13 protein-coding genes and 1 pseudogene are annotated in these 15,895 nt (G+C 41.9%); 9 read left to right on the top strand and 5 right to left on the bottom strand.

What is annotated here, in order from left to right; all coding sequences use genetic code 11:
• Nucleotides 1-150 precede the first annotated feature (150 nt).
• The 3 genes from AC2A4J_RS08855 (at nt 151) to AC2A4J_RS08865 (ending at nt 3,955) form a co-directional block, all read left to right on the top strand.
• Nucleotides 151-1,074 carry a LysR family transcriptional regulator gene (locus tag AC2A4J_RS08855; RefSeq protein ID WP_484175716.1) on the top strand — a complete coding sequence of 308 codons (924 nt, stop codon included), beginning with the start codon at nt 151-153 and terminating at the stop codon, nt 1,072-1,074.
• A gap of 346 nt (nt 1,075-1,420) precedes the next feature.
• Nucleotides 1,421-2,767: a pyridoxal phosphate-dependent decarboxylase family protein gene (locus tag AC2A4J_RS08860; RefSeq protein WP_484175717.1), complete on the top strand. Its 1,347-nt coding sequence runs from the start codon at nt 1,421-1,423 to the stop codon at nt 2,765-2,767.
• Between the two features lie 180 nt (nt 2,768-2,947).
• Nucleotides 2,948-3,955 carry an MsnO8 family LLM class oxidoreductase gene (locus AC2A4J_RS08865; protein WP_484175718.1) on the top strand — a complete coding sequence of 336 codons (1,008 nt, stop codon included), beginning with the start codon at nt 2,948-2,950 and terminating at the stop codon, nt 3,953-3,955.
• A 105-nt stretch (nt 3,956-4,060) separates the two neighbouring features.
• Here the strand turns inward: AC2A4J_RS08865 and hpaR are convergent, their stop codons facing one another.
• From hpaR to AC2A4J_RS08885, 4 genes are all read right to left on the bottom strand, one after another.
• Nucleotides 4,061-4,483: a homoprotocatechuate degradation operon regulator HpaR gene (gene hpaR, locus AC2A4J_RS08870; protein WP_484175719.1), complete on the bottom strand. Its 423-nt coding sequence runs from the start codon at nt 4,481-4,483 to the stop codon at nt 4,061-4,063.
• An 88-nt stretch (nt 4,484-4,571) separates the two neighbouring features.
• Complete coding sequence (locus AC2A4J_RS08875; protein ID WP_484175720.1) at nt 4,572-5,726, bottom strand: MFS transporter; 1,155 nt, start codon at nt 5,724-5,726, stop codon at nt 4,572-4,574.
• A 112-nt stretch (nt 5,727-5,838) separates the two neighbouring features.
• Entirely contained in the window at nt 5,839-6,753 is a 915-nt protein-coding gene (locus AC2A4J_RS08880; protein ID WP_484175721.1) for a p-hydroxyphenylacetate 3-hydroxylase reductase component, read from the bottom strand.
• A gap of 88 nt (nt 6,754-6,841) precedes the next feature.
• Entirely contained in the window at nt 6,842-8,011 is a 1,170-nt protein-coding gene (locus tag AC2A4J_RS08885; RefSeq protein WP_484175722.1) for a p-hydroxyphenylacetate 3-hydroxylase oxygenase component, read from the bottom strand.
• A gap of 372 nt (nt 8,012-8,383) precedes the next feature.
• Here AC2A4J_RS08885 and AC2A4J_RS08890 point away from each other — a divergent pair, with 372 nt between their 5' ends.
• The 6 genes and pseudogenes from AC2A4J_RS08890 to AC2A4J_RS08915 all read left to right on the top strand — a co-directional run.
• Nucleotides 8,384-9,340, top strand: a complete 957-nt coding sequence (locus AC2A4J_RS08890) for a tripartite tricarboxylate transporter substrate binding protein (RefSeq protein ID WP_484175723.1) — start codon at nt 8,384-8,386, stop codon at nt 9,338-9,340.
• A gap of 52 nt (nt 9,341-9,392) precedes the next feature.
• On the top strand, nt 9,393-10,751 hold the full coding sequence (locus tag AC2A4J_RS08895) for an aldehyde dehydrogenase family protein (RefSeq protein WP_484175724.1): 1,359 nt from the start codon (nt 9,393-9,395) through the stop codon (nt 10,749-10,751).
• Nucleotides 10,752-10,996: 245 nt separating this feature from the next.
• A complete protein-coding gene (locus AC2A4J_RS08900; protein WP_255825701.1) occupies nt 10,997-11,509 on the top strand; it encodes a universal stress protein in 513 nt (170 codons plus the stop codon).
• Nucleotides 11,499-12,026 carry a hypothetical protein gene (locus AC2A4J_RS08905; RefSeq protein WP_255825700.1) on the top strand — a complete coding sequence of 176 codons (528 nt, stop codon included), beginning with the start codon at nt 11,499-11,501 and terminating at the stop codon, nt 12,024-12,026. Before AC2A4J_RS08900 ends, AC2A4J_RS08905 begins: the two co-directional genes overlap by 11 nt.
• An 8-nt stretch (nt 12,027-12,034) precedes the next feature.
• Nucleotides 12,035-13,519 (top strand): tripartite tricarboxylate transporter permease, encoded by a 1,485-nt coding sequence (locus AC2A4J_RS08910; RefSeq protein ID WP_255825699.1) that lies wholly within the window; start codon nt 12,035-12,037, stop codon nt 13,517-13,519.
• A gap of 465 nt (nt 13,520-13,984) precedes the next feature.
• A pseudogene (locus AC2A4J_RS08915) lies at nt 13,985-14,698 on the top strand (methyl-accepting chemotaxis protein); the annotation flags it as partial.
• Nucleotides 14,699-14,705: 7 nt separating this feature from the next.
• On the opposite strand, the gene AC2A4J_RS08920 reads toward AC2A4J_RS08915, so the two are convergent.
• Nucleotides 14,706-15,884 carry a multidrug effflux MFS transporter gene (locus AC2A4J_RS08920; protein ID WP_484175725.1) on the bottom strand — a complete coding sequence of 393 codons (1,179 nt, stop codon included), beginning with the start codon at nt 15,882-15,884 and terminating at the stop codon, nt 14,706-14,708.
• Nucleotides 15,885-15,895 lie beyond the last annotated feature (11 nt).

A 15,895-nucleotide genomic window follows, 5' to 3' on the forward strand; every position in this document is an offset into this window, starting at 1 on the left:
AAAAGCTAAAATTGAGTTTAATCGGAATTGAAGTTCAGGGTACTTTCTATCAGTGTAAAAGGCGTTTTTAATGTGTTTTGGTATCAAGTGGTTTCGCTATAGGCAAAGTGATATTGTTAAGCCTTATTTCTTTTTCGGAAAGAGAGTTTTATGGAGCGCTTAAACCTCAACCTGTTGCGAGCTTTAGCCGTATTGTTAGAACAGCGTAATGTGACGGGCGCTGCAAAAACCTTACATCTGACACAGTCTGCCATTAGTCGACAATTAGCTCAGTTACGGGAGTATTTTGGCGACCCACTGTTGGTAAGAGAAGGCAATGACTATTTGCTCACGGCGAGAGCTCAGCAACTCAAGCCGAGATTGCAAGACCTTCTTAATCAGATTGATAATTTACGTCAACAGGAAGCCTTTGACCCTTCTTTGTGCCAGCGACGTTTTACGTTTGCTTGTACAGATTATGTGGCTAATTTCATTTTTCCCGACATCTTGTCTTCTTTGCATCAACAACCTAATCAAATCGATTTAACCTTTAAAACGTGGCAATCCGATTGGTTAGACAGTCTAGGATCAAAACCAATTGATTTTGTCGCTACCATGATTAATCAAGTACCGGATAATCTTTATGGTATTCATTTAGGCCGAGACGAACCTGCTTTGTTGCTGCGTAAAGATCACCCATTATTACAAAAAAGTGATCTTAGTCTAGAACAGCTGCTAGCGTATCCGTTTGTTAGTATTACCATTGGTGGCGATAAGGATAGTTTCTTTGATATAGAGCTAAGTCGCTTGCATAAACAAAGGCGCATTGCGTTTGAAGTGCCTTTTTATACGTCCGCTTTTAAGGTGATCGCAAGTACGGATATGTTGTTGGTCGCACCTAAGCACATAGCGTTAAGGGCTGGTGAAATTTATGACTTAACCCATTTAAGTTTGCCAATGGATAATATCCCTGAGCATAATTACTACGTGCTATGGCATAGTATTCACCAACATGACAGTGCTCACCGATGGCTGAGAGAAATTATTGCGGATCAGTTATCTCGCTCTATTTACTCCCCTAGAGGCATGTCCTAATTTTGACTTATTGACCTCTCAATAAGTTATTCTCTTTTCTTTCATACCAAACTGATTGTCGGCGTTGCCTTTCCATTACACTGCCATTTCTCAAAGCTCGGTTTTTAAGTCTGTGAGATTAAAAAAAACCGATAGCAAACTCGACTAATAGTTTGATTTCTATAAAACCTTATTAATGTCTATGGGGTATGATTTTTCTGCATAGAACGCTTGAGCATGACTCATTTCTCAGATGACCCGCACAGACTTACCCTTAATATTCTTCCTCATCATACCTGGTCGTTTGACCTTTCAATATGGCAGATACTGCACCTGCTAGTATCGCAACAAGATTATAGGGAACAACATGACGATAGAAACTAACAGTATTGGGCTATTAGAAAAAGCGGTGCATAAATTAGCTGAGGGCTACACCGACTTGCCGGAATTCCAGACGGAGTATGACCAAAAACGTGCAGAAGATGTTTTGTTATTGGCAGCAGAGAAAATGTGGGATAACTATCCTTACCCGCATCCACTTTATGCAGGACAAATGCTGAAGCCTCCTCATCCTGTTGCGCGCATGGCTTACATGATGGCCATGTGGATCAATCCAAATAATCATGCCTTAGATGGCGGTAAAGCCAGTTCGGCAATGGAGAAGGAAGCCGTTGCTGGGATCGCCAAGATGTTTGGTTGGCAAGACTATATAGGGCATCTCACTGGCGGTGGTACGCTGGCTAACTTAGAAGCGTTATGGGTGGCTAATCAGATACATCCAGGTAAGAAAATTGTTGCTTCACAACAGGCGCACTATACCCATAATCGTATTTGTGGCGTACTACAAATTCCTTTCGAGGCGATCGCAGTAGACGACAAAGCTCGTATGGATGTTGTCGCTCTCGAGAAAAAGCTAAAACAGGGAGATATTGGTACCGTTGTAGTGACGCTAGGTACCACGGCAGTGGGTTCGGTTGATCCGCTACCAGAAATACTGGCATTACAAGATAAGTACGACTTTAGAATACATATTGATTCGGCTTACGGCGGTTATTACAAGCTGGTGGATACCTTGCCGTCTAATGTGTGTGATGCGTTTGCACTTACTCATTGTGTTGATTCTATTGTGATTGATCCTCATAAACATGGGCTTCAGCCTTATGGGTGTGGTTGTGTCATATTCAAAGACCCAGAGGTGGGACGTTTTTATAAACACGATTCACCTTATACTTACTTTAGTTCAGACGAACTTCATTTAGGTGAAATCAGTCTCGAATGTTCTCGTGCAGGTGCTTCAGCTGTTGCATTATGGACAACCATGCAAATGTTTCCACTGCAGGCTGGTAGTGAGTTTGCTAATGGTTTGGCGAGTTGTCGTCGCGCTGCGGAGGCGCTTTTTTCTCGCTTAGCACAGGATGATCGCTTCATTACGCCGCTTGTACCAGATATGGATATTGTGATGTGGGCACCAAAAGCGATGAGTACGAGTGAAATATCACGCTTATCTGATCAGACATTTCATGCCGCAGAAAAACAGCACTTGTATTTGGCTACTTTTAGTTTTCCATCTTATTTGATAAAAAAAGCATACCCAGATGTGGTTGTTGATAGTGAATATACGACTTGTCTACGTTCCTCTTTGATGAAACCTGAGCATGAGGATTGGTTAGATCTAATTTGGTCTATTCTAGATAAAGTTCAGAACGAACTATAACCTGCAAAATAGGTTTAAATGGCGTACAGGTGGCTGTGCTTTTAAGCATAGTCACCATCTTTAATCAGCAGGTAGCCTGCAGCTTGAAATACAGCTCGGCATTTAGTTACCAACAAATCTTCATCGATTAAAATAAATAAGTTAACATGTTAATTATATTCTTAATGATGAGAGCGACCTATGAAGATAAAATTATCGGTTGTGGACCAAACGCCAGTCCACGGTTCCCATAGCAAAAGTGACGCCCCTTTACTAACGGTCGAGTTGGCAAAATTATGTGATGAGTTGAATTATCACCGTTACTGGGTAGCAGAACATCATGACAGTGTGCACTTTGCAAATCCTTGCCCTGAAATTTTAGTCGCGCATTTGGCCAGTATCACGCAGCGAATGAAGATAGGTAGCGGTGGCGTGATGCTGTCTAATTACAGTCCGTTAAAAGTGGCTGAGTGCTTTTCTATGCTGGCATCACTTTTTCCTGGTCGTATAGATCTTGGTGTTGGGCGTGCTCCTGGTGGTTCCGCTATAACATCGGCCGCTTTAGCTTTTCCTAATAAAGCCTCTAATGGTCAGTTTTATGCAGAACAAGCGGATTTACTAGAAAGTTTTATTCATGGTTCTTTTAAGGAGGGGCATCCTTTTAGCACGATACATGTAATGCCCGAAGTGCAAGATGTACCAGATTTATGGATGCTAGGATCAAGTGGCGGTAGTGCTGAGTTGGCAGGGCAATTAGGCTATCATTTGGCTTTGGCACGATTTATTGATTCTGAAAACTGTCATCCACGTATTTTTGACGCTCATCAGAAAGCATGGCAACAGGCAGGGCATGAGCGAGCATTACAAAGGATGTTGGCCATTGCTTGTATTTGTGCAGAAACAGAAGAGGAAGCAAAACTTCGAGCAGGCACCGCCGTGTATCGTAAATTTGCTACTCAAATCGGCGAGCGGGAAGACTTTTTAACACCAGCTCAAGTGCGAGATAGATATCATGCCATGCCCGCTTCTCATCAAGCTATGTTTGATCATATTGAGGCCAGTTATACGATAGGCACATCAGAGCAGTGTTGGGCCGAAATGGAATCTCTGGCTGAGACATTTAACACTGATGAAATTTCTCTTGTTACCGTGACACATAGTCAAGCGGATCGTTTAGATAGTTACCGATTATTATCGAAGAATTTGTAAGCTTTAACACTCAAAAGGCAGTGCAAATGAAATAGGCTGAGAGATTGCCTATTTCATTGCGATTGAAGATCTATGTCACCATAAGCGTATGCTGAATAAAAAATATTAACTCTCTAAAGCAATAATATCGCTCAACAACCGACTGAGTTCTTTAAGCTTATCTTCTCCCAGTTTGTCTTTGAGCCGTTGGTAAGCCGCATCCACTTCAGGGCGGAATTCTTTGACAACTTTGTTGGCTTTAGGGGTTAGCGAAAGCAAGGATATGCGCTGATCAGTAGGGGATTTTTTGCGTTTTATAAAACCATCATCTTCAAAGCGCGTAATAATGCGCGTCAAACTAGGGCTAAGAATACAGCACAAATGCGCCAGTTGTTTTGCTTCTAATTCTTCATGATCATTTAAAACACGTAAGACTCGCCATTGTTGCTCAGTAAAGCCTGCTTTTTGGAGCACAGGCCTAAAAAAAGTCATGGATGATTCACGTGCTCTTAATAATTGCAGTGTCAGAGAGTCTTCTAATCTTTTCATGTAATCTCATTCATTCCTAAAAATATTATCTTAAAGTATCAAATGCGCTTTCTAAATAGAATGCTAGCGCATGGCGCCGAGGCTATTGCTATTTCATGGTTCTGGTATTGTTATGGGTAACGGTTGCTAAAAGTGTACAGCCTAAGATGGCAAAGGCAATCATATGGGGATGCAGGTCAATCAACAGAGGAACGACTTGAGCAAAGATTGCCCCAAAACTTAATTGAAGAAATCCAAGTAATCCTGCCGCCATACCAGCTAATTCATTCGCTGTTCCTATCGCCGCACTTTGGTAGCTTGGCTGGCTTATACCACGACCTAATGTAATGACAGACATGGGTAAAAAAAGCGTCGCAAAACTCATTGGTAAGCTTATTTGCAGTACCAATAGAGTACCCGCTCCAAAAATACATAGGCTGTTTCCAAGTAGGATTGATTTATCCAATGAAAGCGGTTTATTTAATAATGTACTTAGATAGCCGCCGAGCATAAAGGCGCCCGATACCAGCATGAACCAATAGCCATAAGCTAGGCTATTTTCGCTCAAATCTTTGGTTAGATAGGGGGAGGCACTGATGAATAGATAAAAACAAAGTGCGATAAGTGTGTTGGCAATGGCGTAACGGTTAAATGTTGGCTGACGAATTAGGCTCATATAATGATGGAGCATCATTGTAAGCGGTAGCTTTGTTGGCTTTTGGAGCTCTGGTTTAATTAATTTGAGGCTAAGTAGTAATAAAACAGTACCTTGAATAGCTGAAAATGCAAAGATCGCTTGCCAGCCTATATGAGTATTTAATGAGCTACCAATTAATGGCGCAATACTTTGCGATAACGCTATGGCCATTACCACATAGCCCATTTGCTGCGAAGCGAGCTTCTCTCCTGAACTGGCAACGAGTAACGCTCTTGCCATCGCCATGCTAAATGCGCCGCCAATACCTTGTAAAACCCGCCCAAGCAGCATAAAAAATAACTGGTCTGTTGCTAATGCAATCAATCCACCCACAACAAAGGTGCATATTCCTAATAGTATGGTAGATCGGTTTCCCAGCCTGGCAATGACGGCGCCCACTGAGAATTGCCCTAAAGCAAGGGCGGCTAGATAGAGTGAGTAATTTAATTGTACTGTTGATGAGTCAATGTCAAGTTGCTGCGCAATGGCAGGTAAAGCCGGCAACATAGCGTTAAGTGCGATAGGGCTGCACATGGCCAATAAAATAAAATAGGGGATGGGAATCATTGGTACAATTAATAACTTAACTTGTTAAATAAAAAGTTATTATACATACATAAAAAAATCCCACGAGGGGATTTTTTCACATTTGCCTTAAAGGTCAATGAACTCTAGTTAATTAAGACAGTTTTTTTAGTAATTGATGTAACTGAAGTTTAAAACTGTTTAATTCGTCTTCTTTCAGGTTGGCAAAGATATCGGCTTGTTGTTGGTCTGATATCGCCCACAAGCGCTCAGCCATCTCTTGGCCTTTTTTAGTAAGTTCAAGGTCGCTGTTAATCAGCTCAAAGCCTTTTAGGCTTTCAACACCGTCGATGACATCAACCGATGGAATAGTTACCAAGTTAGTTAAATCATCAATGGTGATTCCGGCCGTGTCACTTAAGACAAGTAGCAATCGAGCTTCACTGGTGCTTAGTCCTGTTGAAGATTGCTTTGGCAGATAGTTCTCTTGGACTTTTTGCAGCACTTTGTGCATCAGATAAATAGCACTGTCATGCAAACGCGCCAGTGTTTTATCTGATGCGACATTTTGAGCCGGTGTTTTAGCCCCTGTAAAAGGAATCGCACCAGCATAACTGCCTTGTACGTAAAGTAACGGTGCGCGGCCAAAGTTTTCAAACGCAACGACTTTACCAATCATGATCCAATGATCACCACCGTCGACAACTTGGTATTTTTCACATTGAAAGTTAGCCGCTGTGTTTGTTAGCAGTGGTGCACCACCGATACCATCTAGTGTCTTAATATTGGCAAATTTATCGTCGCTTGGTTTGGCGAAATTATTGGATAAATCAATTTGATCTGCCGCTAAAATATTGACAGAAAAATGGTCTGCATTTTCAAATATGGCATAACTGCTTGATGTTTTAACGATGCTCCATAGCACAAGAGGAGGATCAAGGGAGACAGAATTAAAACTGTTAGCCGTTACGCCAACTTGTGTTCCATCAGAGGATTTTGCGGTAATCACTGTCACGCCTGTGGCAAAATTGCCAAGGCAGCGGCGGAATTCTTTAGGGTCGAAGCTCATAATATTCTCTCTTATTCTTATGTGTATTACTGGGCTAGTCATGAATCTCCATGGCTAGCACCTTTTATCTATATATTGAGGCGATTTGTTACAGTAGAGATGGATCGGGTTCTAGGCCCATCAATTCACGTCCAAAGATTTGCGCACAAACGTCGTAATCGGTGTAAGCGTGGGCGCCTGTGATGTGACTATCGCGGAATAGACGCTGCGCTTCTTTATCCAGATACCAATGACTCGCGCCCATGCTGCTGAATAAACGATCTACTGCATCAATACACATTTTCACCACATAGGCTTGGTTGGTTCGCCATTCTGCTAATTTTGCTCGATCAGGGTATTGATGAGCTTCAGCGTATTCGGCATGTTCATCCCATGTTTTTTCCAGAAAAGCTCGAGCTGCCATGACTTGATGAGTCGATTCAGCAATTCGTAGTAGCGCTGGTGTCGCTGTACCCACTTTGGCGCCTGTATAGGCACGAATTCGACCTTGAGTTGCTTCTTTAAATGCTTCTAGCATGCGCTCTGCGATACCTAAGCTGATCGCAGAGAAGCCAGATGCAAAGTATGGTCGGTAAGGGGCGTAAAAAATCTTACTATCTGGGTATAAGCCAAAGCCGCCAGACTTTCCTTCCATCATGTCTTTGGCTTTTTGAATTCTGTGTTCTGGTACAAATTTGTCACGTATAACGAGTGTTTTAGTGCCGCTGCCCTTCATTGCGGCGGCATACCAATCATCGTCGATACTGTAGTCAGTCGCAGGAATTAGTGCAAAGCAATGGTCCTTTTTGCCTTCTTTGTTTTCTCTTAGAAAGCCACAAAGCGCCCATTGGGCGTGTTCACAGCCGCTGCTCCAACGCATATCCCCCGTAAAAATAACACCGCCATCAGTTTCTTGATATTTGCCAAAAGGGGCAATGCTGCTACTGGCCAACATATCGGGATCGTCTTGCCAAACATCGTCTTGTGCCTGTTTAGGAAACAAGGCAATTTGATGGCTGTGAGTGCAAAGTAAGCTAAACGCCCAAGCCGTGCTCGCGCACGCCCCAGCAAGTGCCGCAATACAGTCGCCAAACTCTGGTAAGGAGTTCTCATAACCACCATAGACTTTAGGCAGAAAGGCTTTGTGTAATCCTACTTTTTTGAGCAGTTCAATATTTTCAGTAGGTACTTTTCTAAGATCTTCCGCTTTGTCTGCATTGCTAGCGATTTCAGGAAGTACTTTTTTTAGCTCTTCCAATAATGGATTTTGACGTTTCATGTGATGTGTCCTCTTATTTTTTTTGTATCGAGTTTTTACAGTATTGATATTTGATGTTTTTTAAGGAATGTGTTTTTCAGGCAAAACTTAGGACTTTTCTAGAAAAAGGGGAAAGAGGGCTTTTATAGTGATTCATAAAAAGTGCAATAAATAATTAAAAAACACTTGAATTTAGTGAACATGTTAACTAATTTAGAGGTAGAGCAAGGTCACAAAATAATGAATATACGACTAAGCTAAGTTGTTCACGTTTCAATGCAAGGCCTGCTTAAATTGTTAAACGATAGGGATAAAAATATCCCTATCGGGACATAGAAGGTGCTTGCTTGAGGGTGTAGGTTTGATCTGTATTACTAAAAAGGAACGATAAAAATGAAAAAACAAATATATTTTGCTCTAAAAGCGCTAGTCGCTTCAACCTTAGTTATTTCTTCATTGGCAAGTACGGCGACGTTCGCGGCAGACTACCCGAATCGACCGGTTAAATTCATCGTTCCATTTCCTCCTGGTGATTTGGAAGATGTTTTGACACGCGTTATTGCTGAAGAAATGTCGAAAGAAACTGGCGTACCAGCGACTGTGGTTAACAAACCGGGTGGCGGTGGCGTACTTGGTGCAACAACAGTGGCACAATCTCGTCCTGATGGTAGTGTGATTGGTTCTTTTGTGGTGGATCTAGTAACAAGCCAAGTCGTAGGTGGGAATGCTCCGTACGCTGCTGATGCGTTTGTTCCAGTTGGGATTTTTCTAGATTATCCATTTGTTCTAGCCGTTAAATCGGATGCGCCATACAGCACATTGCCGGAGTTGGCTGAGTATGCCAAAACACATGATGTGTCTTTAGGCCACTTTGGTTATGAAGCGACGCCAACGGCTGTTACTTTTCAAGCTGCGAAAAAATTAGGGTTTAAATTTGCCTCCGATTCAGCCTTTGATGCATTAGATTGTTCTGCATTAGCCAATGGCGATGCTGATGTTATCAATACAACGACACAACAAATTCTTCCTTGCTTGGATTCAAAAGACGTGAAGGTTTTAACTTCTTTCACATTCCAACGTCTGTCTATTTTACCAGATGTACCAACTTTGAATGAAGTAGCGGGTATTTCTCAAACCCTATGGAATGGTTTGTTTGTGAAAAAAGGCACTCCGCAACCTATTATCGACAAAATTGCGGCTATTGCCGAGACGGCTCTTCAGTCACCTGAAGTGCTGAAACTGCAAGAAAATACAGGTGCGAGTGTGTACTGGACAAATGCGAAAAACGCACAAAAATTGATCGAACTTGACTTCGAAAATGCGAAAAAATTAATAGCCGAGAATAAATAGTTATTAATTTATTGCACATCGTATTGCTCAAAATAAAAAGAATGGTGGAAACATGGCTTTAGATATTATTAATCCAGCGACTAAGCAAACGTATAAGTCTATTCAGACTTCAACGGCAGATGACGTAAACAGTGCTGTTGAAAACGCTAAGATTGCTTTTAAGCAGTGGAGTGCGAAATCTCACGAAGAGCGTACAGCAGCCTTACATAATGTTGCTAATGCCATTGAGGCGGCAGCGCCTGAGCTGGCTGCAATCATTACAGCAGAGCAAGGAAAGCCATTGTTTCTTGCTCAGTTTGAAGTGGGCGGTGCTGTGGGATGGACTCACTACAACGCAGATTTAACACTCGAACCAGAAGTGCTGGAAGACAGTGAAGAGCGTCGTGTTGAGGTGCATCGTATGCCCGTTGGTGTCGTTGCCTCCATCACGCCTTGGAACTGGCCTTTAATGATTGCCATTTGGCATATCATGCCAGCCCTTCGTGCGGGCAATAGCGTGGTGATTAAGCCTTCTTCTTTGACGCCCATTAATACACTTCGTTTAGTCGATATTATTAATGAGCACACAATACCAAACTTAGTACAGTGTGTTATCGGTGAAAGAGAAGTTGGCGAACCTTTGGTATCGCATCCTGATGTTAAAAAAGTGGTCTTTACTGGTTCAACACCGGTAGGTAAGCGTATTGCTTCTTTGGTTGCCGGTGACCTGAAAAAGGTAACACTGGAACTGGGTGGTAATGATGCTGGGATTGTTTTAGAAAATGCCAATGTTGAGAAGATTGCTGAAAAGATTTTCATGACTTCTTTTGTCAATATGGGGCAAACATGCGCTTGTTTAAAACGCCTCTATGTCCACCGTTCTAAATATGAAGCTTTATGCGATGCTTTAGTAAAAATAGCCGCGGCGCAAGTTGTTGGTGATGGTACGCAAGAAGGCGTGACTTTTGGGCCTGTGCAAAACGTAAATCAGTATGAAAAGGTGAAAGCTATGATTGCTGATGCACGTGAATCTGGGGCTGAGGTTATTGCCGCAGATTTACCGTCTGGCTTAGATGGGTATTTTATTGCGCCTACCATTATTAAAGACCCACAACACAGTATTGATGTGGTTTGTCATGAACAATTTGGTCCGGTGCTTCCTGTTATTCCTTACGATGATCTTAACGAGGTTATGTCAAAAGCTATTCACGAAGAGTTTGCTTTAGGTGGCTCTGTGTGGGGGGAGCCTTGCGCTGAACTAGATTGGGTTGTTGATCAGCTTGATTCAGGGACGGTATGGGTAAATAACCATGCAGAAGTGCTACCTCACGTCCCTTTTGGTGGTAATAAATCATCTGGATTGGGCGTCGAGTTTGGTATGGAGGGGTTGTTAGAGAACACGGTTCGTAAGGTTGTTAACCGAGCGAAGTAAGTTCTTACGCTGAAATATAGCCATGGTTTAGATGGCTATATTTCGGAAGACCTTTGCATGACTACAGCGCTCACCAATACTTTGTTAAAAACAGACTTTAGATGTGTATTGATAAATCATGAACTCGGCCTCGGCTATCTGCGTCGCCTTAATAACTATATTCATGTAGTTATCTGCTTTTTCGTCTGTTTTATCTCTTCTTGGTTATGCTCGTGACATTGTGAAAGGCCTCTTGGAGTCCATAAATGCGAAATATTTTATATGCATCTGATTTAGAACAAGGGAGTCGAGTCGTACTGCGCGCAGCGTTAGAACAGGCTGCTTGCTCTAACGGCAAGATCTTTTTCCTGCATGTTTCTGATCAGTTTCACCGTGGTAATGATGACTCTTTTGTGGGGTTCAAATTAAAGAAAGCGCATGATGCGCATTTGGAATCGTTGAAAGACGAGATACGAACTTATATGAAGCTGCGAATCCATAATTTCGTTGCTGAAGAGTTGAGTGATATTGAATTCAGTGAAGACAGCATTGACGTTGTGGTTCGTTTTGGCGACCCAGCTAAAAAAATTGTCGACACGATAAAAGATGTTGAGGCGAGCATGGTTGTAATGGGGGATCGTCGTGTCAATGCTTTGTCTCGTATGTTCCTAGGCTCAACGGCGCAAAAAGTTATTCATAATACGACCGTGCCTGTTTTGATCGTGCCTATCTCTAATACTGTTGTTAGTAAAAAAGAGGGGGGTAAAAATGGAATATGAGCACCGTAAATCCAAACTGTTTTTTCTGGTCATAACCATCGTTAGTGTCTATTTAATTTTTACTTATCAAAGCCATACTCTCGAAATTAAACGTGATCATGGTTGGTATACCCAGCCGTATGTCGCACCTTTATTTGGCTTGGGCATATTAGCTTTCTTTTCTTTTATCAAACTCATGTTGGTGATTAGGCCGATAGAGGGAGAAAAAAGCTTGCTGGAAAGCTTTGTAGAAAGCCTAAGCTATTACCGTATGGTTGTTATTACTGGCATTCTTTTCTTTGTTTATGTCAACGCTATTACGATCCTTGGCTTTACTCTATCAACTCTGTTGTTTGTTTTGTCTATTGTTTGGCTTAGTCGTCTAATGTCGCGAATTTGGGTGCTGAACACCTTTATTGCTGTCGCATTAATTGTCCTAATCTTTAGAGTTGGGGTAAATATCTGGATTCCAGACGTGCTTTTGTATGAAACGCTATTCAGCGGTGAAACCCTTTGGTTTATGAATAAATACTTTTAGAGATTTTTATGGATTTAATAGCATTAGGTATCAATGAAGTATTTGGTAACGGCGTCATATGGGCTGTTATTATCGGTGCCCTTATTGGTGTCACTATCGGCTCCATTCCCGGGCTAGAACCCGCTGGTGTAATGGCGATATTGTTGCCTTTAACTTTTACAATGGAGCCATTGTTTGGTGTGACATTATTGTTAGGGGTTTATGGTGGTGCTTGGTATGGCGGCGCTATCCCTGCCATATTAATGAATACACCAGGAACGCCGGTGGCTGTTCTTACCACTTATGATGGTTATCCCATGGCCAAACGTGGGGAAGGCAAAAAGGCGTTATCGATTGCCTATACGTCTTCATTTTTTGGTGGAATCGTCAGTGTTCTATCGTTAGTGTTTTTTGCACCGACTTTGTCTCAGGTCGCGACGCTATTTGGTAGCGCAGAATTTGCCATGCTGGCATTACTTGGGATGGTGTTTGTCGTGCTAGCGCACAATAAATATGCCCTTGAAGCTGCCGCTATGATTGGTCTTGGTATGTTTTTAGGTTCGGTTGGTATTGATCGATCTTTTAATACTCAAGTTTACACTTTTGATCAACCTTGGCTGTTAGCTGGGGTGCCATTAGTCCCCGCAGTGATTGGCCTTTTTGCTATGTCGCAAGCGTATGTACTGATTTCTGCAAAAGGTAATGACTCTTTCAAAACGAAATTAGAGGGATCTGGGCGTTTTGAAGGCTTTTTTGTTTTGATGCGCAATAAAGTGACGGCAATACGTTCGGCAATTTTAGGGGTCGTGATGGGGCTATTGCCAGGCGTTGGCGAATTTGGATCCCAGTTCTTTTCCTATACTTTGGCACAGAAGTTTTCGAAGAATCCTGATGAATTCGGTAAAGGCGCTGAGGCAGGCATCGTCGCTTCAGAAACGTCAAATAATGCGGTAACAGCGTCTGTCTTGGTGCCTTTGTTAGCATTTGGTATTCCTGCTGATGCTTTAATGGCGATGCTACTGTCGGTATTTATGGTTCATAACTATACGCCAGGTCCAAGATTATTTACTGAACACCCTGAATTTATTTCCGGTCTGTATGTGGCTTTGTTCGTGATGAATATTTTTATCTTCATCTACTTAACTTTTGCTTCGAGGTTTATCGTAAATATTACTCGGATTCGTGGCCGTTTTATTGGTGCACTGATTTTTGTTCTCGGTTTCCTAGGGGCTTACAGTCAGAATTATCAGTTTACAGATGCCTTTATTGCACTCGGGTTCTCAGTGATTGGTTATATTATGAAAAGAAATAATATCCCTGCTGTGCCTATTATTTTAGGTTTGGTGTTGGGGCCAGTGTTCTTAAATCGCATGCGTCAGGCTTTAGGTGTATCTAATGGCAGTTTTGATGTCTTTTTAGATCGTCCAATTGCATTGACTTTATTTAGTGTGACTCTTTTATCTATTTTTGTATTTACTTATAGCAAAATTAGAGAAAAGCGTCGTGTAGCTTGATCATTAATATTCATAGGGTTTCAATTTAGGTTGAGGCCCTTTTTTATGGAAGTGGTTATGTTTGCTTTTAAAAATTCGAAAATAATAACAGAACAAAAGAACATCATTTTCTCATTAGAAAATAAAAACCAGCAACTTCAGTCACTAATGGATCAGCAGGACGCTAAAATAACGTTATTGGAAGAACAGTTATCTTCTCAAGGAAATACAGGGAATGGCTTAGACTTTACTACAAATTTATTAAGTGGAATGAGTGGGCTTTTAGTGCCTATTACGCAAATAGTGAATCAGGTATCTGAAGAGCTATTTGAACCAATGAGTAAAGTTGAAGAAGTCAAAAGTGAAAATCAAAAGAGTAATTTAGAGCTGAATAAACTTTGTGAAGCAACCAAGCTTATGTCTGAAGACGCAGAAAAAAGCTTAGTCGAAGTGCTAACCTTGCGAAGTTTAGCGACTGAGATCGATAGTTTTGCAGAGGTGATTAATAAAATATCTCAACAGACTAACTTGTTAGCACTGAATGCGGCTATTGAAGCGGCTCGCGCTGGTGAATATGGTCGCGGCTTTGCCGTCGTAGCTGATGAAGTGAGAGGATTGGCGAGTCGTGCAAGAGAGTCCAGCGATGAAATTTCGACACTGGTGCAGCGTATTCAAACCACAACCGCAGAAGTCGATCGACGAATTCAGGTGTTAAATGAAGGCATTAATTTACACCATGAGCATTCCGTTAATATCCAGTCAAACATGGCCAAAACCAATACTACTTCTGAGCTCATTATTTCGGCGGCTTACAAAGCGATGCTGTACGGGCATGGATCGACTTCATTGTTTGAATTAGTAAATTTAAAAGATGCTTGGATTTCATCGTGGTTAAATGGGCAGCAAGTTAATAGTGATGTACTTGATATAAATAAAACCGTCTTCGCTGAGTGGTATATACATGGCGACGATGATGATTTTAATTATCGAAGTCATGACGCCTTTAAAGCCATTGAAGCTCCGTTATTTCGCCTATTTGAACTTGGTGAAAACTTACTGAAGAACACCTCGAGACAAGACTATGAGGCTGCAGAACCGCTTATTGATGAGATAAATAGCGCCATTCAAGAAATTGAAGTGGGCTTAGTAAAGGTTCAGCGTCATCTCTTAAGCTGCATCGAAAATCTATTGGATGCATAGCACAGTATTAACGGCTTATTTTGGTGCTCAAATACAGTAGTGTGCAAAGGGTGCCACAGCAGGCCATGATGATTAAAAGGCTTGCTGGCGTTCCATTGAATAATAAGCTTGCCACATAACTAATGAAGCTTCCCATCGCAAATTGAGCAGCTATTAATAGCCCAGATACTGTACCTGCTTTTTCTGGTAGTAATTCAAATAAGGTGGCTAAGCTGTTTGCACCAATCGCGCCTGTGACACTGATATAAAGCATGGTAGCGATGACAAATAAGAGAATGGATGCCCCATTAAAGCCATACATTCCCCAAATGATCAGTGTCGCCATAAAAGAGATAGCAACCGCTACGTTTAATGCGACGCTGACACTATAACGTTTACTGAGATATGAGTTGAGTAAAGTGGCGATAATGATAGCGACAATATTGGCGGAAAATAACATCGCATAATGGGTTTCTGAAAGGTGAAAGTACTCGATATACACAAAAGCGGATGTTGCGATGAAGGCAAACATTCCCGCGAATGAAAAAGCGTTGGTCAGTACATATTGGACCAACAATGGTGCGCGCAGGCAGTCAATGTAGTTGTTACAATAATGACGCAAACTTGGCTTTATCGTTGAGCTGTGCTTTGTTTCTGGTAATAACAACGCGCTGCCAATAAAGGCGATCATTGAGAACAAGGCTAAGAAATAAAAGATCCAACGCCATTCAAAATAGCTAACAATGTAAGCTCCGAGTATGGGCGATACCAGCATGACCATCATTGAAATGATATGCATGTGTGAAAGGATATTGGCTGCTCGCTTTAATTCATACAAGTCTCTCACTAACGCTCTACCCAGAACGGCCGCTGCCGCTCCTCCTAATGATTGTAAGAAACGAAACAAAATCAGGCTCTCGCCTGTCGATGCCATGGCGCAACCAATACTACTCAAAAAATAAAACCCTATCCCAATTAAGAGTAAGCGTTTTCGGCCTAGCATATCGGATAAAGGGCCAAAAATGAGCATGCCGATTGCCATTCCAAGTAAAAATACCGTGATCGTTGTTTGTATTAGTTGATCTGTAGTGCCTAAGTTATTAGCGATAGTTGGTAAACTTGGTAAATACATATCGATAGAAAGCGGCCCAAACGCGACCAAATAGCCAAGCAATGGGATGGTTAATTTACTCAACGCTGAGGTCATGGAAGCTCCTA

The organism is Marinomonas sp. ATLA20, from assembly GCF_057180105.1.

Coding starts and splice junctions, on each gene's coding strand:
- AC2A4J_RS08855 (WP_484175716.1), top strand. CDS start 151: ATGGAGCGCTTAAACCTCAACCTGTTGCGAGCTTTAGCCGTATTGTTA.
- AC2A4J_RS08860 (WP_484175717.1), top strand. CDS start 1,421: ATGACGATAGAAACTAACAGTATTGGGCTATTAGAAAAAGCGGTGCAT.
- AC2A4J_RS08865 (WP_484175718.1), top strand. CDS start 2,948: ATGAAGATAAAATTATCGGTTGTGGACCAAACGCCAGTCCACGGTTCC.
- hpaR (WP_484175719.1), bottom strand. CDS start 4,483: ATGAAAAGATTAGAAGACTCTCTGACACTGCAATTATTAAGAGCACGT.
- AC2A4J_RS08875 (WP_484175720.1), bottom strand. CDS start 5,726: ATGATTCCCATCCCCTATTTTATTTTATTGGCCATGTGCAGCCCTATC.
- AC2A4J_RS08880 (WP_484175721.1), bottom strand. CDS start 6,753: ATGAGCTTCGACCCTAAAGAATTCCGCCGCTGCCTTGGCAATTTTGCC.
- AC2A4J_RS08885 (WP_484175722.1), bottom strand. CDS start 8,011: ATGAAACGTCAAAATCCATTATTGGAAGAGCTAAAAAAAGTACTTCCT.
- AC2A4J_RS08890 (WP_484175723.1), top strand. CDS start 8,384: ATGAAAAAACAAATATATTTTGCTCTAAAAGCGCTAGTCGCTTCAACC.
- AC2A4J_RS08895 (WP_484175724.1), top strand. CDS start 9,393: ATGGCTTTAGATATTATTAATCCAGCGACTAAGCAAACGTATAAGTCT.
- AC2A4J_RS08900 (WP_255825701.1), top strand. CDS start 10,997: ATGCGAAATATTTTATATGCATCTGATTTAGAACAAGGGAGTCGAGTC.
- AC2A4J_RS08905 (WP_255825700.1), top strand. CDS start 11,499: ATGGAATATGAGCACCGTAAATCCAAACTGTTTTTTCTGGTCATAACC.
- AC2A4J_RS08910 (WP_255825699.1), top strand. CDS start 12,035: ATGGATTTAATAGCATTAGGTATCAATGAAGTATTTGGTAACGGCGTC.
- AC2A4J_RS08920 (WP_484175725.1), bottom strand. CDS start 15,884: ATGACCTCAGCGTTGAGTAAATTAACCATCCCATTGCTTGGCTATTTG.